The sequence below is a fragment of the Bradyrhizobium sp. CCBAU 45384 genome (assembly GCF_028128665.1).
Taxonomy (GTDB): domain Bacteria; phylum Pseudomonadota; class Alphaproteobacteria; order Rhizobiales; family Xanthobacteraceae; genus Bradyrhizobium; species Bradyrhizobium manausense.
In genome coordinates, this window is the sequence record NZ_LBIZ01000116.1 from 406,630 (window position 1) to 426,873 (window position 20,244).

Sequence of the window (20,244 nt, forward strand, 5' to 3'; positions counted from 1 at the left end):
TTAATCCGCCACCAGCACGTCGGCGACGAATTTCGGCTCCCGTACGGCCTGGCCGGTGAACGGCGAGCCCTGTTCGAACCAGGAGCGGGGGGCAGGTGCGCCCCACAGCGTCTGGCGGCGCGGGTCGCGCAGCGACCAGCGTAGCGGCTCGTGGTCGTGATCCCCGGTAAAATAATCGCTGGTGTAGAGCTCGAGGCGGTGGCCATCGGGATCGCGGACGTAGAGGAAGAACGCGTTCGAGATGCCGTGGCGCCCGGGGCCGCGCTCGATGTTCTTCACAAAGCCCTGTGAAGCCATCACGTCGCAGAGATGGATGATGTTCATCGCCATCGGCGTCCAATAGGCGAAGTGGTGCAGGCGGGGGCCCTTGCCATTCGTGATCGCAAAGTCATGGACGTTGCCCTTGCGATGCATCCAGGCGGCGGCGATGCGGCCGTTCGGCCCATCTTCCTCGGCGTATTCAGTGAGGCGGAAGCCGAGCCGCGCATAGAAGTCGACTGTGTCCTGCACCTCGGCGGCGAAGACGTTGAAATGGTCGAGCCGCTGCGGGTGGCAGCCCCGGTAGAGGTCGTAGCGGCGCAAGAGATGCGGCCGCCGCTCCATCGAGGCATAGAGCTCGATCTGGAAGCCGAAGGGATCGGTGAATTGCAACGTGCGCCCCTGGAACGGCTGATCGACCAAGGCATGGGCGAGGCCGTTTTCGGACAGAAACTTTGCGGCCTTGTCGAGATCGCCGTCATTGCCAACCTTGAAGCCGAGCCGGGCGCAGGCCGGCGCCGCAGCTTTCCGCAGCACCAGCGAGTGGTGCTGATGCTCCTCGGCGGCGCGCAGGTATACGACGTTGCCGTCGGCATCCTCGACATGCAGGCCGACGGTGATCTCGTAGAACTCGCGGCTCAGCTTCAGATCGGTGACGTCGAGCACGACGTGGCTCGAGCGGATGATGTTGAACGGCGGCTCGAAGATATGGTGCGGTACGGGCATTGGCGTTTCCCCTCTTGTCATTCCGGGGCGTGCGAAGCACGAACCCGGAATCCATCACGCGGCAGAGTTGGTGGATGAATGGATTCCGTTCGATGCTTCGCATCGACCCGGAATGTACCGTTTCCTAAATTCCCAGTTTCTGAATCTTGTGCGTACCCCGCGCCAGCGAGACATGCTTGGTTTCCATGTAGAAGTCGAACGAGTAATCGCCGCCGTCGCGGCCGATGCCTGAGGCCTTCATGCCGCCGAACGGCGTCGGCAGATGGCGGACGTTCTCCGAGTTCAGCCAGATCATGCCGGCTTCCAGCGCGTCGGCGACGCGCAAGGCGCGGCCGACATTGTTGGTCCAGACATAGCCGGTGAGGCCATAGCGGATGTCGTTGGCGATCTCGATGGCGTCGGCTTCGTCCTTGAACGGCAACACGGTGAGGAAGGGGCCGAACACCTCCTCCTGCGCCACGCGCATCCTGCCGTGCGCGGCTGTCACCAAGGTCGGCTCGACATAATGTCCGCCGCCCGGACCGTCATAAGCCTTGCCGCCGACGGCGATGGTCGCGCCGTCCTGGCGCGCGACGTCGAAATAGGAGCAGACCTTTGCGAGGTGCCGCTCGTGGATCAGCGGCCCGATCTCGGTGGCGGGATCGAGGGGATGGCCGACCTTCAGCGCCTTCACGCGCGCAGTCAGCTTCTCAACGAATTTCTCGGCAATGTTCTGCTGGATCAGCAGGCGGCTCGACGAGGTGCAGCGCTCGCCATTGAGCGAGTAGATCATGAACACGACGGCATCGAGCGCGCGGTCGAGATCGGCGTCGTCGAACACGATGACGGGGTTCTTGCCGCCGAGCTCGAAATGCACGCGCTTCAGCGTCGGCGCGCCCTGCACCATGATCGCCGAGCCCGTCGCACTCTCACCGACGAAGCCGATCGCCTTGATGGCGGGGTGCTCGGTCAGCGCCTTGCCGGCCTCTTCGCCCAAACCGTGCACCGTATTGAGCACGCCGTCGGGCACGCCGGCTTCCTTGACCAGCCGCGCCAGAATGGCCGCCGTCACCGGCGACCACTCGGCCGGCTTGTGCACGACGGTGCAGCCGGCGGCGAGCGCGGGGGCGATCTTCCAGGTCGAGAGCATGAACGGCGTATTCCACGGCGTGATCACGCCAACCGGGCCGATCGGCACGCGGGTCGAGATGTTCCAGTGCTCATCGCTCGGCGTGTTGAGGCCGTCGCGCGCCTCGGCGCATTTGTCGGCGAAGAAGCGGAAGTTCTCGGCGGCACGGATCGCGGCCTTGGCCATGAAGCGATAGGCTTGTCCCGTGTCGATGCATTCGAGGACGGCGATGTCCTCGGCATTGTCCTCGATTGCATCGGCAACGCGATGCAGCAGCTTGCGCCGCATTACCGGTCCCATGTCGCGCCAGGACTTGAAGGCAAGCGCCGCGGCGGTAGCCGCGGCATCGATGTCCTCGGCGTTGCCGCGCGCAACGCTTGCGAGTGTCGCGCCGTCGACCGGGGACTTGGTCTCAAAAGTCTCGCCTGATATCGACGGCACGATCTTGCCGTCGATCATGTGACCGATGCCGTCCGCCCTGAGTGTCTTCAGCAGCGGCGCGACGCGGTCGCGATTGGCCTGGAATACGTCGGCTTTCGGAGCGGGCTTATCCATGGGCGGCTTCCACTTTCAGGGCGTCGTGGATGTTGTTGCGCTTCCAGCTGGTGTCCTTGTCGTTGATCTGCATGTCGAACGACAGAGCGAACTTGCTGGCGGCGAAGACCGGATCGAGATGCTTTGCGAGCGCCTGGAAGACGTGCTCGCCGGCTTTCTGGCGGGTCGGCAGATCGCGGCCCTCGCCGATGCGCAGCACCATGTCGAGGAAGCCGTAATCGTGCCTGCCATCTGCGATCGCGTAATGCTCGCATTTGATGGCGCGAACACGGATGCCGCCGAGCGGGAAGATACCGGTCTCGACCGCCGCTTTGCGCACGACCTCGCACACCGCGCCGATGTCGAGGCGGCCATCGAGATTGGCCGAATATTCGATCGTGAAATGCGGCATGGCGGTTTCACTCCTTAGGTCGTCTTAAGCGAAGTAGCAGCTGACCGAGCCGTAGGCACCGTAATCGGCTTGAATTGTGTCGCCCTTGCGGGTCTCGATCGGGCGGATGAAGGAGCCGGCGAGCACGACCTGTCCGGGCTCGAGCGCAAGGCCGAGCGGCGCGATCTTGTTGGCAAGCCAGGCAACCGCGGTTGCGGGATGATTGAGCACGCCGGCGGCAAGGCCGGTCTCTTCCAGCTGGCCGTTCCTGAAGCAGAGCGCACCGATCCAGCGCAGGTCAGCCTCGAGCGGACGGATTGGCCGCCCGCCGAGCACGATGCCGGCATTGGCCGCGTTGTCGGCGATGGTGTCGTAGATCTTGCGCGTTGCCTTGGTCTTGGCATCGACGCGCTCGATCCGCGTGTCCAGGATCTCCAGCGCCGGCACCACGAAGTCGGTGGCGTTGAGCACGTCGAACATCGTGCAGTCCGGCCCCGCCAAGCGTTTGCTCATGACGAAGGCGAGCTCGGCCTCGATCCGCGTCGCGATGAAGCGGTCGGTCGGAACGATCCCGCCATCGGCGAAGAACATGTCGTCGAGCAGCACGCCGGAATCAGGCTCGTTGATGTCAAGCGCGCTTTGCATCGCCTTCGAGGTCAGGCCGATCTTGTGGCCTTTGACGATCCGTCCCTCGGCGATCTTGATGTCGACCCATGCCCTCTGAATCGCGTAGGCATCGGCGATGGTGATCTCGGGGAAATCCTGCGACAGCTGCCGGATCTGCACGCGGGTCTTCTCCGCCTGGTGCAGACGGCCCGCGCAAGCTTGGATATCGTCGTTGGAAAGCGCCATCCGTGATCTTACAAAACCTGGTGCCCGGAGATGCTTAACATGTTAAGTGAATGCGTCAAACACAAATCCGGCTTGCTGCACTGCAAACGTTTGGTGGTCTGAAAGGGTATCATGGCGAAGAGACCGGCTGATCCGATCAGCGCAAGCGCGCCCGCCGCCCGGCAAGTGCCGATGCGCGACTTCTCGCGCTCGCTGCCGATGTCGCTGCTGCGGGCGCGCGAGGCGGTGATGCGGCAGTTCCGTCCCTCGCTGCGCGAGCATGGCCTGACCGAGCAGCAATGGCGTATCCTGCGCGCGCTCGCCGCCATCGAGGCCGCCGAGGTCACGGAACTCGCGCGCACCGCTTTTCTCCTGGGGCCAAGCCTCTCGCGCATCCTGCGCGATCTCGAGGCGCGCAATTTGATCGAGCGCAGGACGGCGAAGGCCGACCAGCGCCGCAGCATGGTCTCGATCTCGAAAGAGGGCGTGAAGCTGATGGCCTCCGTTGCGCCATCCTCGGAAGCGATCTATGCGGAGATCACGCGGCGCTTCGGCGCACGCAAGCTCGCTGAATTGCAGGAGATGCTTGCAGAGCTCGAGCGGAGCCTTGCGGAGCTTGGCGCGAGCGATGAGGCAAGTGCCGAGGAGTGAAACCAGATATGCGCGCCAGCGCGGCAACAGCCATGGACATTGCCGCCGTTTTTCGCTCAAAGTGCCGCCCAAGCTGATCCGTCCAAAATCGGCACCGGAAGGCAGGATCGCGCTGTCGCGACGCTCGTCATGGTGACGAAGATCCAAACAGCGGTCGAAGCAACAAGAAGGAAGGCAACGTGGCGAACAAGGTCAAGGAAATCTGGAAGTCGGGCAAGGCCGTGGTCAACGCGTGGCTCGCCATTCCCTCCGGCTTCTCGGCTGAGATGATCGCGCAATGCGGCTTCGACAGCGTCACCGTCGACATGCAGCACGGCGTGCAGGACTATCTGTCGATGGTGCAGTGCTTCCAGGCCATGGACAAGCACCCGGTGACCCCGATGGTCCGCGTGCCCTGGAACGAGCCGGGCATCATCGGCAAGGTGCTCGATGGCGGCGCCTATGGCGTGATCTGCCCGATGGTCAACACGCCGCAGGAGGCCAGGAACCTCGTTTCCTATTCGAAATATCCGCCGAAAGGAGTCCGTTCCAACGGCCCGATCCGCGCCGGCATGTACGGCACCGCGGGCTCGTACCAGAAGACCGCCAATGCCGACACCATCCTGCTGCCGATGATGGAGACCAGGACTGCGGTCGAGAACATGGAAGCGATCCTCGACGTCGAGGGCATCGACGGCGTCTATGTCGGCCCGTCCGACCTCGGCTTCTCCTACGGCCTGGAGCCGAAGCTCGACCGCACCGAGCCCGAGATCCTGGCGATCTACGACAAGATCATCAAGGAATGCGGCAAGCGCGGCCTCAACCCCGGGATCCATTGCAGCGGCGCCGAAGGCGCAGCACGCGCCATCAACATGGGCTTCAAGCTCGTGACGCTCTCGAACGAGGTCGGCATGATGACGACCTACGCCAGGATGCAGGTCAACGCCACCCGCAAGGATTCCGGCGGCAAGGCCTGACAAGTCTCGCGAATGGCGAATGGGGAGTAGCGAACGGCTGCTCCCTTTTCCATTCGCCACTCAACATTCGCTACTCGCCTCCGAAGGAGACTCCCATGACCATCAGCCCCGTCATCCGCCTGCATCCCGATGATGGCGTGCTGATCGCGCGCGCCAGCCTGCCGCCGGGAACATTGGTGGCCGACGGCGTCACCACGGTCGAGCGCATTCCCTCCGGCCACAAGGTCGCGATCAAGCCGTTCGCGGTGGGCGAGCCAGTGATCCGCTATGGCCAGATCATCGGCTTTGCGACGAAGGCGATCGCGCCGGGTCAGCACGTGCACGTGCAGAACATCGGCATGGGGGATTTCGCCAAGGACTACGCCTATTGCGCCGACGTCAAGCCGACGCCCAATTTCGACCTGCCCGCGACCTTCGAAGGCATCCGCCGTCCGGACGGCCGCGTCGCCACGCGCAATTATATCGGCATCCTCACCTCGGTGAATTGCAGCGCACATGTCGCTGGCCTCGTCGCCGACGTCTTCAAGAAGAATCCCTTCACGGGCGACAATCCGCTGGCCGAGTTTCCGAACGTCGACGGCGTCGTCGCCCTGACGCACAAGACTGGCTGCGGCATGACGCAGAACGAGCCGCTCGCGCTGCTCCGCCGCACGCTCGGCGGCTATGCGCGTCACGTCAATTTCTCCCACGTCATCGTGCTCGGCCTCGGCTGCGAGGTGAACCAGATCGGCGGCCTGATGGAAGAGCAGAAGCTCGCCGGCCGCCTGCGCGCGATGGACATCCAGGAGGTCGGCGGCACCCGCAAGACCGTTGAAGCCGGCATTGCCTTCGTGCGCGAGGCGCTGACCGACGCCAACAAGGTCAAGCGCGAGAGCGTGCCCGCGAGCGAGCTCACCGTGGCGCTGCAATGCGGCGGCTCGGACGGCTATTCCGGTGTCTCGGCCAACCCGGCGCTGGGTGCGGCCAGCGACCTCATCGTGCGCCACGGCGGCACCGTGATCCTGTCGGAGACGCCCGAGACCTATGGCGCCGAGCATCTCTTGACGCGGCGCGCCGTCAGCCGCGAGGTTGGCGAGAAGCTGGTCGATCTCATGCGCTGGTGGGACGAATACACCGCGCGGGAAGGCGCCGAGATGAACGCCAACCCGAGCCCCGGCAACAAGGCCGGCGGCCTCACCACGATTCTGGAAAAGTCGCTCGGCGCGATGGCCAAGGCCGGCACCACCAACCTCGTCGAGGTGCTGCGCTACGCCGAGCCCGTCACAAAGAAGGGCTTTGTCTTCATGGACACGCCCGGCTACGACCCTGTCGCAGCAACGGGGCAGGTCGCCGGCGGCGCCAACCTCGTCTGCTTCACCACCGGGCGCGGCAGCGTGTTCGGCTGCAAGCCGGCGCCCTCGATCAAGCTCGCCACCAACACGCCGATGTACAAGCGCATGGAAGAGGACATGGACGTCAATTGTGGCACCATCCTCGAAGGCGAGGAGAGCGTCCAGCAATGCGGCGAGCGCATCTTCGATCTCATCCTGAAGACCGCCTCCGGCCAGCCGACCAAGAGCGAAAGCTTCGATTTCGGCGGCGCCGAGTTCGCGCCCTGGGTGCTTGGCGCAACGATGTGATCGCGCGCGGCGGTAGCTGGACACAGCAGGCCGCCGGCTACGTAATCATACGTAGGCGTCATTTGATCGCACGGGTTCCCGTGCTCACCGCTGATTAATATTTGCTGCCGTAATCCTGAATCGAAGCGGGCTCGACTCCTCAAGGCGCTGCCCCTTCGCGAGGGATTGGGCGAGATGACGCGTGCGATACGACCGACCGGCGTGGAGAGTTTCCTCGGCGAGGAAGAGCTGATCGTGTCGAAGACCGATCTGAAGGGCCGCATCACTTACGCCAACGACGTCTTCGTCCGCATGGCGAAGTACAGCTACGCGGAGCTGATGGGCGCGCCCCACAGCCTGATCCGCCATCCCGAGATGCCGCGCGCCGTCTTCAAGCTGCTGTGGGACACGCTGCAGTCCAGGCAGGAGATCTTCGCCTATGTCGTCAATCTGGCGAAGGACGGCAGCCATTACTGGGTATTCGCGCACGTCACGCCGACCTTCGACGAGCGCGGCAATATTGTCGGCTATCACTCCAACCGTCGCAAGCCCGATCCCGTCCAGATCGAGCGAATCAAGCCGATCTACAAGACGCTGTGCGCCGAAGAGGCGCGGCACGCCAATGCCAAGGACGGCATGCATGCGAGCTTCGATGCGATGGTCGGACTCCTAAAGCAACAGGGTGTCGGTTACGATGAATTTGTGCTCTCTCTCTAAGGCGCAGGGAGCGGCCGCGCTCGCGTGGGTTTTTGCCGTGGTCGCGCTCGTCCTCTCGCTTCTTGGCGTGACCGGACTTTTCGCTGCGGCTTTGCTCGGCGCAACCGTCGCGCTGCTCGGCTACGCCGTCTGGTGCCAGCATCGCACGGCGGTGGCCGTCGACGAGGTGGCCGATGTCTGCCGCAAGGCCTCGCACGGCGATCTCGAAGCGCGTATCCTGAGCGATCGTCAGGCCGGCCGGATCGGATCGATCCAGAAATCGGTCAACGACATGCTCGACATCACCGACGCCTTCGTCCGCGAAGCTTCGGCGTCGATGGACTATGCCAGTCGAGGCAAGTATTTCCGCAAGATCCTCGCGCGCGGTCTGCCCGGCTCGTTCCGCCGTTCGGCCGCCGTCATCAATTCCGGCACCGACAGCCTCGGCCGCCGCGTGGTCGAGATCGGCGATCTCGCACGACAGTTCGGTACTCATCTCGACGCCGTCGCCGGCACGCTGATGGGCGCGGCAACGGATCTCGAATCCGACGCCGGCCAGATGGCGACCGCAGCCGAGAAGACCAGCCGCCAGACCTCCGGCGTGCTCAGCGCCTCCGACCAGGCCTCGCGCAACGTCGCGACCGTCGCCGGTGCCGCCGAGCAGCTCGCATCCTCGATCGCCGAGATCGGCCGCCAGGTCACCGGCTCGACCGCGAGCACGGGCCGCGCCGTGACTGAACCGAACCGCGCCGGCAGCGAGATCCGAAACCTGGCGGATGCCGCGCTGCGGATCGGCGACGTCGTCAAGCTGATCAGCGAGATTGCTTCGCAGACCAATCTGCTCGCGCTCAATGCCACCATCGAGGCGGCGCGTGCCGGTGAGGCCGGCCGCGGCTTTGCGGTCGTGGCTTCCGAGGTCAAGAGCCTCGCCAACCAGACCGCCAGGGCGACCGAGGAGATCAGCGCCAAGGTCGGCGAGATGCAGCAATCGACCACCAACTCGGTCGCGGCCGTCGAGGCGATCGCACAGACCATCGCCGAGATCAACGGCATCACCGCCTCGATCGCGGCCTCGATCGAGCAGCAGGGTCTCGCCACCCGCGAGATCGCCCGCAACGTCCAGGAAGCCTCGGCCGGTACCGCGCAGATGTCCTCCGATGTGACGGGCATCAGCGAGGCCGCCGCCGACACCGGCCGCGTCGCGGCCCGCGTCAACAGCGCCTCCGAGCGCGTCCATGGCGAGGTCGAGACTCTCCGGCGCGAGGTGACGCAGTTTTTGCAAAGGCTGACCTCGGCAGCGTAGCGCGGCCGCTAGCTTGCTCCCGTAGCCCGGATGGAGCGAAGCGCAATCCGGGGCGGTCCATCCGCGGATGAAGAACCCCGGATTACGCTTCGCTCCATCCGGGCTGAGGGGCAACCGGGATACTTCATAGGCACCCTCTGCCCGTTGTTAGTGCTTGATCGCATTGACGTCAGGTGTTCTGCTCAAAAAAGCTGCTGGAGCACCGTACCCCGTGTCGATCTACGTCGCATTACACCACGTCACGCACTACAAATACGACCGCCCGATCGATCTGGGACCGCAGACCATCCGCCTGCGGCCGGCGCCGCACACGCGGACGCCGATCCTGAGCTATTCGCTCAAGGTCACGCCATCCAATCATTTCGTGAACTGGCAGCAGGACCCGCAGGGCAACTGGCTGGCACGCTACGTGTTTCCGGAGAAGACCAGCGAGCTGAAATTCGAGGTCGACTTCACCGCGCAGATGACGACGGTCAACCCGTTCGACTTCTTCGTCGAGCCCTATGCCGACAGCTTCCCCTTCGAGTATCCCAGGGATCTCAAGACCGAACTGGCGCCGTATCTGGAGACTATCAAGCCCGATCCGGCCTTCGCAAAATATCTGGCCTCGATCCCGCGCGAGGCGCCGAACACGGTCAACTTCCTGGTCGACCTCAATCGCGAGCTGCAAAAGAAGATCAGCTATATCATCCGCATGGAGCCCGGCGTGCAGACGCCGGAGGAGACGCTCACCTCCTGCGCCGGCTCATGCCGCGACTCCGCCTGGCTGCTGATCCAGACCTTTCGCCATCTCGGCCTCGCCGCCCGCTTCGTCTCCGGCTATCTGATCCAGATCCGCCCCGACATCGATCCGATCGAGGGGCCGCCCGAGGTCGAGAACGATTTCACCGATCTGCACGCCTGGGCCGAGGTCTATCTGCCGGGCGCGGGCTGGATCGGGTTTGACGCGACCTCGGGCATGCTGGCCGGAGAGGGGCACATCCCCGTCGCCGCCACGCCGCATTACCGCTCGGCCGCGCCGATCTCGGGCGGCGCCGGCTTTGCCGAGGTCGAGTTCTCCTTCGACATGAGCGTGAAGCGCATCCGCGAAGCGCCGCGCATCACAAAGCCATTCTCGGACGATTCCTGGGCGCGCCTCAATGATCTCGGCGAGCAGGTCGACGGCGATCTCGCCGCGCAGGACGTGCGGCTCACCATGGGCGGCGAGCCGACCTTCGTGTCCGTCGATGATCTCGAAGCGGCGGAATGGAATACGGAAGCCGTCGGTCCGACCAAGCGCACGCTCGGCGACGAACTGATCCGCCGTCTGCGCAATCGCTTCGCACCGGGCGGCCTGCTGCATTACGGACAGGGCAAATGGTATCCGGGCGAGAGCCTGCCGCGCTGGGCCTTTGGTCTCTACTGGCGCAAGGACGGCGTGCCGATCTGGAAGAACGCCGACCTCATCGCTAAAATCGAGAATCCCAGGCGCGCCCAGACCGAGGATGCCGAGGATTTCATCGAGGGCACGGCGGCACGGCTCGGGCTCGATCCCGGCTACATCATTCCGGCCTATGAGGACACGGTCTACTGGCTCCAGAAGGAAGCCGAGCTTCCGATCAACGTTGACCCGTCCGACTCGAAATTGTCCGATCCCGAAGCGCGCGCCCGCATGGCGCGGGTGTTCAACCAGGGCCTCCGCGCGCCGCGCGGCTTCGTGCTGCCGGTGCAGCGCTGGAACGCGCCGCCGCGCTGGCGCAGCGAGCGCTGGCAACTCCGGCGCGGCCACCTGTTTCTCTCGCCGGGCGATTCACCGCTCGGCCTGCGGTTGCCGCTCGGCTCGCTCGGCTATGTCCCGCCCAATCAATATCCCTACATCGTCGAGCAGGACCCGATGGAGGCGCGCGGCAAGCTGCCGGTGTTCACGCTCCCGGAGCGCCCGAAAGCGCCGCCGCGCGCCGCGCCCGAGCATCTCAACACATCCATTCCCGTCCGCACCGCGCTGTCGATCGAAGTACGCGACGGCGTGATCTGCGCCTTCATGCCGCCGGTCGAGCGCATCGAGGATTATCTCGAGCTGATCGCGGCGATCGAGGCCACCGCCGAAGAGATGCAGCTCCAGGTCCATGTCGAGGGCTATGCACCGCCGTTCGATCCGCGCATCGAGGTCATCAAGGTGACGCCCGACCCCGGCGTGATCGAGGTCAACATCCAGCCGGCGCAGAGCTGGCGCGACGCGGTCGAGATCACCTCGGGCCTCTATGAGGACGCCGGCAAAGTCCGTCTCGGCGCCAATCGTTTTCTGCTCGACGGCCGCCACACCGGCACCGGCGGCGGCAATCACGTCGTGATCGGCGGCTCGAGTCCGCAGGATTCGCCCTTCCTGCGCCGGCCCGATCTCTTGAAGAGCCTCGTATTGTATTGGCAACGGCATCCGTCGCTGTCGTACTTCTTCTCGGGTCTCTTCATCGGCCCGACCAGCCAGGCGCCGCGCATCGACGAAGCCCGCCACGACAGCATCTATGAGCTCGAGATCGCGCTCTCGCACGTGCCGCCGCCGGGCTATCAGGTGCCGCTGTGGCTGGTGGACCGGCTGTTCCGGCATCTGCTCGTCGACATCACCGGTAACACCCACCGCTCCGAGATCTGCATCGACAAGCTCTATTCGCCTGACGGTCCGACGGGACGTCTCGGCCTTGTCGAATTCCGCGCGCTCGAAATGCCGCCCGATCCGCGCATGTCGCTGGCGCAGCAGCTGCTGATCCGCGCGCTGATCGCAAAGTTCTGGCGCGAGCCGCAACAGGGCAAGTTCGTGCGCTGGGGCACCGCACTGCATGATCGCTTCATGCTGCCGCATTTCATCTGGGAAGATTTCCAGGATGTGCTCTCCGAGCTGAAAAGCTCCGGATATGCGTTCGAGCCGGAATGGTATCTGGCCCAACTCGAATTCCGCTTCCCCGGCTTCGGCCGCGTCCATCACGGCGGCGTGACGTTGGAGCTGCGGCAGGCGCTGGAGCCCTGGCACGTCCTGGGTGAAGAAGGCTCGGCCGGCGGTACGGTGCGCTATGTCGATTCGTCGGTCGAGCGGCTCCAGGTCAAGGCCGAGGGCTTCGTCGAAGGCCGCCACATCATCACCTGCAACGGCCGCCGCCTGCCGATGACCTCGACCGGCCGCTCGGCCGAGGCCGTGGCCGGCGTCCGCTTCAAGGCCTGGCAGCCGGCCTCCGGCCTGCACCCGACCATCCCGGTCCATGCGCCGCTGACTTTTGACCTGATCGACAGCTGGAACGGCCGCTCGCTCGGCGGCTGCGTCTATCACGTCGCCCATCCCGGCGGCCGCAACTACGAGACCAAGCCCGTCAACACCTACGAGGCCGAGGCGCGGCGGCTGGCGCGCTTCCAGGACCACGGCCATACGCCGGGGCCGATCCAGCCGCCGCCCGAGGAACGCACAAGTGAATTTCCCCTGACCCTCGACTTGCGAACCACGCTCCTGCAATGAGTATGATGGTTGGGCAGGGAGAGGCGCATGGGCGAGGGCGCAGCCGAAGGGGACAGGGGGACAGGTAAGGGGCAAGGCCAGCGCGACGGCCAGCGCCGCCTCGCGCAATGGGTCCGCGATTACAGCCGCCTGCCTGGCATCCCCGACGAGTTCCTGGGCCCCGATGGCGCCCCGCGCACGGTCTGGAGCCGGTTCTTCGAGGCTTTTGGTGCGCTGGCGCCTGACGAGGTCGAGCGGCGCTTCGGCATGGCCGACCGTCACTTGCGCGAGGCCGGCGTCACCTATCGCGCGCCAGGCGACAGCGCCGATCGACCCTGGATGCTCAGCCATCTTCCGCTGCTGATCGATGAAGCCGATTGGCAGCAGCTCTGCGCCGGCATCACCCAGCGCGCCGAGCTCTTGGAGCTCGTGCTGCGCGACATCTATGGCGAGGGCCGGCTGATCGCGGAGGGCGCGCTACCTGCCGGCGCGATCGCCGGCAGCCCCGAATATCTCCGCCCCGTCTGCGGCGTGCCGCCGCCGGGCGGGCGCTATCTCTCGCTCTATGCCGCCGATGTCGGCCGCGGGCCCGACGGCCGCTGGTGGGTGCTCGGCGACCGCACGCAGGCGCCGTCGGGCGCCGGCTATGCGCTCGAGAATCGCCTCGTGCTGTCGCGCGCCTTCTCCGATCTCTACAAGTCGATGAACGTGCCGCGCGTCGCGCCGTTCTTCGAGGCGTTTCGCGATTCTCTGCGCGCGCGTGCAGACCGCGACGAGCCGCGCATCGGGGTGCTCACGCCCGGCAGTTTCAGCGAGACCTATTTCGAGCACGCGACGCTGGCGCGCTATCTCGGCTTCCTCCTGGTCGAGGGCGACGATCTCGCCGTCAGCGACAACCGCATCCACATCCGCACTGTTGCGGGGCTGAAGCGGCTCGACGTGCTCCTGCGCCGCGTCGATTCCAACTCGCTCGATCCGCTCGAGCTCGATGCCTCCTCGCATCTCGGCGTGCCCGGCCTGATCGACGTGCTGCGCAAGGACGGCGTGGTCGTCGCCAACATGCCGGGCTCTGGCGTGTTGGAGGCAAGGGCGCTGCTCGGCTTCCTGCCGGCCTTGAGCCGTCGCCTGCTCGGCGAAGAGCTGAAGATGCCGCATATCGCGACCTGGTGGTGCGGCCAGAAATTGGCGCGCGACGAGGTGTTGTCGCGGCTCGACGAGGTCGCGATCGAAGGCGCCTATCAGCGCGGCGTGCCGGGCTTCGATAGCAACGGTCCGGTGCTCGCGAGCGAGCTCGATGTCAAAGGACGTCAGCGCCTGATCGATTCCATAGCTGCGCGCGGCATGGATTATGTCGGCCAGGAGGTGGTGCGCCTGTCCACCATGCCGGTGTGGGAACACGGCCAGCTGACGCCGCGGCCTTTCGTGCTGCGGGTCTTTGCAGCCGCAACGCCCGAGGGCTGGGCCATCATGCCCGGCGGCTTCTGCCGCATCGCCGAGCAGGCGGACGCGCGTGCGGTGTCGATGGGCGATGGTGCGCGCGCCGCCGACGTCTGGGTTGTCTCCGAGAAGAAAGTCTCGACCGCATCCCTGCTGCCGGCCACCGACAAGGTGCGCATCCGCCGCATCGCCGGTGTGCTGCCGAGCCGCGCCGCGGACAATCTGTTCTGGCTCGGCCGCTATCTCGAACGTGCCGAAGCGACGCTGCGGCTGGTGCGCGCGCTGGGCTCGCCGAGCGGGCCAAACAAGGGCACCGCGGCCTCGCTGCAATCGGCCGAACGGATCCAGCGTCTGCTGGTGACCTGGGGCGCGATCTCGCAGACCTCGCGCGCGGCACCGGGGCGCATCGTCGCCGAAGCCTTGCAGAGCGAGGCGCGTTTCGGCTCGGCGCTGTCGCTGGTGCGCTCGGCGCTGCGCACGGCCACCTCCCTGCGCGAGCGGCTGTCGCCCGATGCCTGGCAGGTCATCACCGAGATGGCCGAGCGTCTCTCCTACGAGGTCGAGGACGACGACAGCGTGCTGAGCGCGGCCGAGCTGACCCTGCAGGAACTTGCCAGCTTCGCCGGCCTTGCGCAGGAGAACATGAACCGCGCCGCCGGCTGGCGCTTCCTCGATATCGGCCGCCGCACCGAGCGCGCCATCAACACCGCGCGCTTCGCGCGGCAGTTCGCCTATGACGAGGCCGGCGATGAGGATCTCGACATCCTGCTGACGCTTGTCGATTCCCAGATCACCTATCGCTCGCGCTATCTGCTGGCGCCGATCCTGGCGCCGGTGCGCGATCTCGCGGTGCTCGACAGCTACAATCCGCGTTCGGTTGCGTTCCAGGTCGCGACCTTGAACGAGCATATCGCGGCGCTGCCGAGCCTGAAGGAGCACGGCCTGATCGAACAGCCGCAGCGGCTTGCGGTGGCGGTGCAGGCGATGCTGGCGACCGCGGAGGCCGAGAAGCTCGAGGTCAAGGCGCTGTTCGCGCTGGAGCAGGACCTGCTCAGCCTCGCCGAGGCGATCGGGCTGCATTACTTCCCGCATGGTCCGAATGCGAGCCGGCCGGAAAAGCTGACGGGGCTGGCGTGATCTACGACATCCAGCACGTCACCACCTACGAATATGAGAACCCGGTCAGCTTCGCACGCTGCACGCTGCGGCTCGAGCCGAACAGCGCTCACGGTCAGGAGCTGATCTCGCACAAGGTCGAGATCCGCCCGCGTCCGTCCGAGCGCAACGTCCGCCGCGACTTCTTCGGCACGCTGACCGAGAGCATCGTCATCGAAGCCGCGCATCGCAATTTGCGCATCGACTCGCGCTCGCGCGTTTCCGTCGATCGCAAGCCGCCGGCGCGCGATGCCGTGAGCCCGAGCTGGGAGAGCATCCGCGACATTGCCTTCGAGGCCACGAGCCTCGGGCCGTCCTCGCCGGTCGGCTATGTCTTTGCCAGTCCGCTGGTGCCGGTCCTGCGTCCCGTCAGCGCCTACGCTGCGGAGAGCTTCAAGCCCGACACCGGCATCCTCGCCGGCGCGGTTGATCTGATGCACCGCATCCGCGCCGAGTTTCGCTACGACCCCAAGGCTACTGCGATCTCGACGCCGCTCAACGAGGTCTTCGACCAACGCCACGGCGTCTGCCAGGATTTTGCTCATGTCATGATCGCGGGACTGCGCGGGCTCGGCCTGCCTGCGGCCTATGTCAGCGGATACCTGCGCACCATTCCACCGCCGGGCCAGGCGCGCTTGCAGGGCGCAGACGCAACCCACGCCTGGGTGTCGCTGTGGTGCGGGGCCGAGCTCGGCTGGATCGATTTCGATCCGACCAACGATCTCCTGGTCGCCAACGACCACATCGTGCTGGCGGTCGGCCGCGACTTCTCCGATGTGTCTCCGGTCGACGGAATCATCGTCGGCTCGCCGAAGCAGAAGCTCGGCGTCGCCGTGGACGTGCTGCTGGTGGAATGACCGGTCCGCAATGCGGTGCAGGCGCTCTGGCCGCGCCGCGGTACCGCCAGCGCCCGGGCTTCCTCACAACATGAACGGTCGGCCAAGGGACATGCCGGCAGAGCGCCCGCACAACCTGACCGTGGCGTGCATCGCAGTGTGACCGTATCCGTGATGTTGCGCGGCGGGAGAGTAACACATTTACGTATTTTCGTTCCGGGATTTGGTCAGTCGCCCCAGATTGGGCTATGCTGGCGGCTGCGTCGAGGACCAGAACGAGGCTCGGGAGTTGCCGTGGGAAACCACCGACAGACGGGACTGCATCCATGATGACGTTACCGCGACTGGCGGCTGAATCCCTGGAGAAGTTGCTGGGCTCGTTCATGCGTCGCAGGTACGACGAGACCTATGCCAGGGTCGTGGAGGCCTCGACACGCACCGCGATGGAATGCATCGGCAACAGCGATGCGCTCTATCACAACATCGAGCACACGATGCTGGTGACGCTGGCGGCCCAGGCGATCATGCTGGGCCGCAATCTCCATGCCCATATCGATGCCGAGGATTACATTCACGTTCTGATCGCCTGCCTTGCGCACGATATCGGCTATGTCCGCGGGCTGTTTCCGGAAGACGACGAAGACGGTTTCATCATCGACGAGGCCGGCACCAAAGTGTCATTGCCGCGCGGTGCGTCCGATGCCAGTCTGATGATGTATCATGTCGACCGCTCGAAACTTTTCGTGCGGCGGCGGTTGCCGCCGATCCGTGGCGTTGACTCCGAGCGGGTTGCCCGCGCCATCGAGGGGACGCGCTTTCCGGCCCGCCAGGGCCAGGAATACGACCACGAGGCCTCGATCCTGCGCGCCGCCGATTTCATCGGACAGCTCGGCGATCCCAACTATCTGCGCAAGGCCAACGCGCTCTATTACGAGTTCGAGGAAGTCGGCATGAACCGCCAGCTCGGCTACGACTCGCCCGCCGACATCGTGAACCGCTATCCGCAATTCTACTGGAACAGCGTCGCACCCCACATCCAGACCGAGATCGGCTATCTCAACAAGACCGAGATCGGCCGGCAGTGGATCGCCAATCTCTACAGCAATGTGTTCCGCGCCGAACGCGAGATCTCGCTGTCCGGACCGCAGAAATAGAATTCTCAACCGGTCTGCGCGACGGCACCACTGCTGGCGCCTTCGATGCAATCGCGCCGAACGGAATCCAACGTCCGCCGCAGCCAGGTCTTGATCGTCCCGACCGGCACCCCGAAGCGCTCTGCCAGCATCCTCCGGCTTTCGCCGTCGAGATAAGCCCGCGACAGCAGTTGACGGCGTTGATCGGGAAGCCGCTGAATGGCGCGAGCCGCGATCGGTTGAACGAGGTCGTAGTCGAACGCACCTTCGTGCTCGGAGATTTCGGGCACCGACAGCGCTTCGTCGAAATCCGCCATCGGCACCTGCTTGAGCCTGACAGCGTCGATCGCGGTGTGGCGCATGATCGCACACATCCAGGTGATCGGTGAGGAACGGGCAGGATCGAAGCGGGCCGCATGTTTCCAGATCTTCAAATAGGCGTCCTGGAGCAGGTCATCGAGATCGGCGTTCACAGGCGCAATCGGGCGTGCAGTCATGCGCAGCTTGTTGCGCGTCGCGGCGAAAAGCTCGGCGAAGGCGCGCTGGTCGCCGCGCCCGACCCGGGCGAGAAGATCGCTCAGGCGTTCGATCGTCGGGTCCCGTGCCGTCCGTCTGCCGCAGCTCATTCCCTCATCCTCCAGCATTGCTTGCCAGGAGAACGGCGGCGCGATGCGACTGGATCACATGAGGATGCTCAAAGCCGCACGAAGGGCGAGATCAACCGGCCAAGCCAGCCGTGCATCTGCAAGTCGCCGCGCATGGCCACAAGGCACAGGCACGGCATGTCGCTGCCGACGATCGGCTGGTGATCGACCTCGCCGTCGCCGAAGTCGAAATCGCCTGGCCTGAAATCGCCGCCCTGATGGCTGAAGCTGCCTTTGAGCACCAGCGTCAGCTCGGTCCCTGTGTGCGAATGCTCCAGCATGCGCGTGCCAGGTGCGGACCACAGCAGGAACGCGCGCGAGGTGTCCGCGCCAGGCAGAACGATCGGCTGCATCTTGACGCCCGGTGCCACGCGCCGGCTTTTGGCGAACCGGCATTTGCGCAGCATCTCGGGCAGGTCATCGTCAAGCAGCGGCACCGGCCGCGAAGAGGCCGGCGCATGCGTTGATGTCGTCTCCGGCTCGTCGATCGCAGCCATGATCGTCGCGAACGCATCGTCCGCCATGGCGACCGGAGCGGCCTGTTCAAGTGCGGCACCCGCAAGCTGCTCGATCGCGGCGATGAAACGCTGGCAGCGTGGGCATTGCGCGGCATGGACGCCGATGACGAGGCGATCGGCTTCGTCGAGCCGGCCGGCGGCGAAATCGCCCAGCAGATCTTCGGGTGGATGATGGTTGATGGTCATGTCAATCGTCCAAGAGATCTCTGAGCCGCGCCATGGCGAGCCTGATGCGAGACTTCACCGTTCCGAGCGGGATACCGAGCCTTTCCGCGATCTCGCTATGCGGCTGCTCCTCGATAAACGACATTCGGATCACGGTGGATTGCTCGTCTGACAATTGCTGAAGCGCCGCCGATACGCGCGATATGTCGTCGCGCCGGCTCATCACGGTTTCGGGCGAGTCAGCGACCTCGGGCGTCTCATCTTGCTGCGCGCTCACGGCAGCCTTGGCCAGCCGCGTCGCAGCCCTTGCGGAATCGATGCGCAGATTGCGCGCGATCGTGAAAATCCACGCAGCCGCGCCCGCGGACGTCGGGTCGAACCGGGCCGCCTTCCGCCAAACCGTCAGGAGCGTCATTTGCGCGATCTCCTCCGCGGCGTCGGCATTCATCCCGGTCCTGACCAGGAATCCCTTCACGCGCGGAGCAAAATGCTCGAACAAAAGCTTGAACGCGTCCCGATCGCCATGGGCCGCGACACGTCCGATCAATTCAGCCCATTCCACTGTCGCCTTGGGCCTTTCTTTGGGCCTTTCGTTGGGCCTTCCGCCTGAAACTCGTCGAGGCCAATCCCCCCGGGGAACTGCTGCAGGCTTGCTGCGCCACAGGGGCCTGCTCGCAGCGGTAAGACCGGTCGTCATGGAGCCTCTGATAACATGTCCCAACCATAACGCCGGGCATGGCCATCCGGATCACTCCATGAACCGGCTTGTTTTAGGGACCGGGCCCGGGCGCGACAAGCCTCGGCATTCTGAACCGCATCAGGCTGTGCGCCGAAACGGATGGATTGCCGGAGGCGTTCGATTTACGCTGCGGGAGGTAGCGAGGTGCGCAGCATGCAATACAAATCCGTCACGACTGAGGTTCTGGAGATTGCCTATCTCGACTACGGCGCGCCCGATGGCTGGCCCTGCATCATGAGCCACGGCTTTCCCTATGACGTAAACGCCTATGCCGAGGCCGCGCCGATCCTGGCCCAAGCGGGCGCACGGGTGCTGGTGCCGTGGCTGCGCGGCTACGGGCCGACGCGGTTCCGCTCGGCTCGGACGTTGCGTTCCGGCGAGCAGGCGGCGCTGGGCGCCGATCTCTTGGCCTTCATGGATGCGCTCAAAATCGAACGCGCCGTCGTCGGCGGCTATGATTGGGGCGGCCGTGCGGCCTGCATCGTCTCGGTGCTCCACCCCGAGCGCGTCGTCGGGCTCGTCTCCGGCAATTCCTACAACATCCAGAACATCGCGCGCGCGATGGAGCCGGCTTCGCCGCCGCATGAGGCCGCGCTGTGGTACCAATATTTCTTCCACAACGAGCGCGGCCGCCGCGCACTGGAACGTAACCGGCGCGGCTTTGCCCGGCAGCTCTGGACGATGTGGTCGCCGAAATGGCAATTCGATGACGCGACCTTCGACAGAACTGCGGTGTCGTTCGACAATCCCGATTTCGTCGACGTCGTGACCCATTCCTATCGCCACCGCTTCGCGCTGGTCGAGGGTGATCCCGCCTACGCCGTGATCGAGGCAAAGCTCGCCGCGCAGCCAAAGGTCCGCGTCCCCACGATCGCGATCGACGGCGACAGCGACGGCGTCATCCCTGGTACCGCTCATCATGCGGAGAAATTCGAGGGTTTCTACGAGCGGCGTGTCTTCGCCGGCGCCGGTCACAATCTGCCGCAGGAGCGGCCCGCCGAATGGGCGCAGGCCGTGCTGGACGTGCGGAAAGCGGCGTCCTGATTTTCGCGACCACGGGAACTTTTCGCGGTCGCCGTCGTCCAATCCTGAACTGCCAGGGAGA

General features: G+C 65.2%; 17 protein-coding genes. 10 read left to right on the forward strand and 7 right to left on the reverse strand.

Annotation, left to right across the window (positions count from 1 at the left end; translation table 11 throughout):
* The 4 genes from hpaD to hpaH form a co-directional block, all read right to left on the reverse strand.
* A complete protein-coding gene (hpaD, locus tag XH80_RS31380) occupies positions 1-984 on the reverse strand; it encodes a 3,4-dihydroxyphenylacetate 2,3-dioxygenase (RefSeq protein ID WP_271601929.1) in 984 nt (327 codons plus the stop codon).
* A 124-nt stretch (positions 985-1,108) separates the two neighbouring features.
* Positions 1,109-2,647, reverse strand: coding sequence for a 5-carboxymethyl-2-hydroxymuconate semialdehyde dehydrogenase (gene hpaE / locus XH80_RS31385; RefSeq protein WP_271601930.1), 1,539 nt, complete (start codon positions 2,645-2,647; stop codon positions 1,109-1,111).
* Entirely contained in the window at positions 2,640-3,038 is a 399-nt protein-coding gene (locus XH80_RS31390; RefSeq protein WP_271601931.1) for a 5-carboxymethyl-2-hydroxymuconate Delta-isomerase, read from the reverse strand. The genes hpaE and XH80_RS31390 overlap by 8 nt, the downstream gene beginning before the upstream one ends.
* Before the next feature lie 24 nt (positions 3,039-3,062).
* Positions 3,063-3,869 carry a 2-oxo-hept-4-ene-1,7-dioate hydratase gene (gene hpaH, locus XH80_RS31395; RefSeq protein WP_271601932.1) on the reverse strand — a complete coding sequence of 269 codons (807 nt, stop codon included), beginning with the start codon at positions 3,867-3,869 and terminating at the stop codon, positions 3,063-3,065.
* A gap of 111 nt (positions 3,870-3,980) precedes the next feature.
* On the opposite strand from hpaH, the gene hpaR reads away from it, so the two are divergent.
* The 9 genes from hpaR (at position 3,981) to XH80_RS31440 (ending at position 17,094) form a co-directional block, all read left to right on the forward strand.
* Positions 3,981-4,499 carry a homoprotocatechuate degradation operon regulator HpaR gene (hpaR, locus tag XH80_RS31400; RefSeq protein WP_057752966.1) on the forward strand — a complete coding sequence of 173 codons (519 nt, stop codon included), beginning with the start codon at positions 3,981-3,983 and terminating at the stop codon, positions 4,497-4,499.
* A gap of 179 nt (positions 4,500-4,678) precedes the next feature.
* Positions 4,679-5,455, forward strand: coding sequence for an HpcH/HpaI aldolase family protein (locus tag XH80_RS31405; RefSeq protein WP_271601933.1), 777 nt, complete (start codon positions 4,679-4,681; stop codon positions 5,453-5,455).
* Positions 5,456-5,550: 95 nt separating this feature from the next.
* Positions 5,551-7,074, forward strand: a complete 1,524-nt coding sequence (locus XH80_RS31410; RefSeq protein ID WP_271601934.1) for a UxaA family hydrolase — start codon at positions 5,551-5,553, stop codon at positions 7,072-7,074.
* A 174-nt stretch (positions 7,075-7,248) separates the two neighbouring features.
* Complete coding sequence (locus tag XH80_RS31415) at positions 7,249-7,770, forward strand: PAS domain-containing protein (protein ID WP_271601935.1); 522 nt, start codon at positions 7,249-7,251, stop codon at positions 7,768-7,770.
* On the forward strand, positions 7,748-9,052 hold the full coding sequence (locus XH80_RS31420) for a methyl-accepting chemotaxis protein (RefSeq protein ID WP_271601936.1): 1,305 nt from the start codon (positions 7,748-7,750) through the stop codon (positions 9,050-9,052). Before XH80_RS31415 ends, XH80_RS31420 begins: the two co-directional genes overlap by 23 nt.
* A 211-nt stretch (positions 9,053-9,263) precedes the next feature.
* Complete coding sequence (locus XH80_RS31425) at positions 9,264-12,533, forward strand: transglutaminase family protein (protein ID WP_271601937.1); 3,270 nt, start codon at positions 9,264-9,266, stop codon at positions 12,531-12,533.
* A 27-nt stretch (positions 12,534-12,560) separates the two neighbouring features.
* Positions 12,561-15,086, forward strand: a complete 2,526-nt coding sequence (locus XH80_RS31430; protein WP_271601938.1) for a circularly permuted type 2 ATP-grasp protein — start codon at positions 12,561-12,563, stop codon at positions 15,084-15,086.
* Entirely contained in the window at positions 15,083-15,961 is an 879-nt protein-coding gene (locus XH80_RS31435) for a transglutaminase family protein (RefSeq protein WP_271601939.1), read from the forward strand. Before XH80_RS31430 ends, XH80_RS31435 begins: the two co-directional genes overlap by 4 nt.
* Before the next feature lie 305 nt (positions 15,962-16,266).
* Positions 16,267-17,094: an HD domain-containing protein gene (locus XH80_RS31440; protein ID WP_220003739.1), complete on the forward strand. Its 828-nt coding sequence runs from the start codon at positions 16,267-16,269 to the stop codon at positions 17,092-17,094.
* 5 nt (positions 17,095-17,099) lie between these two features.
* Here the strand turns inward: XH80_RS31440 and XH80_RS31445 are convergent, their stop codons facing one another.
* The 3 genes from XH80_RS31445 to XH80_RS31455 all read right to left on the reverse strand — a co-directional run bounded on the left by XH80_RS31445 (position 17,100) and on the right by XH80_RS31455 (position 18,962).
* A complete protein-coding gene (locus tag XH80_RS31445; protein WP_271601940.1) occupies positions 17,100-17,699 on the reverse strand; it encodes a sigma-70 family RNA polymerase sigma factor in 600 nt (199 codons plus the stop codon).
* Between the two features lie 68 nt (positions 17,700-17,767).
* Entirely contained in the window at positions 17,768-18,421 is a 654-nt protein-coding gene (locus tag XH80_RS31450) for a ChrR family anti-sigma-E factor (RefSeq protein WP_271601941.1), read from the reverse strand.
* Between the two features lies 1 nt (position 18,422).
* On the reverse strand, positions 18,423-18,962 hold the full coding sequence (locus XH80_RS31455) for a sigma-70 family RNA polymerase sigma factor (protein ID WP_333932706.1): 540 nt from the start codon (positions 18,960-18,962) through the stop codon (positions 18,423-18,425).
* Between the two features lie 330 nt (positions 18,963-19,292).
* Here XH80_RS31455 and XH80_RS31460 point away from each other — a divergent pair, with 330 nt between their 5' ends.
* Positions 19,293-20,183: an alpha/beta fold hydrolase gene (locus tag XH80_RS31460; RefSeq protein WP_271601943.1), complete on the forward strand. Its 891-nt coding sequence runs from the start codon at positions 19,293-19,295 to the stop codon at positions 20,181-20,183.
* Positions 20,184-20,244 lie beyond the last annotated feature (61 nt).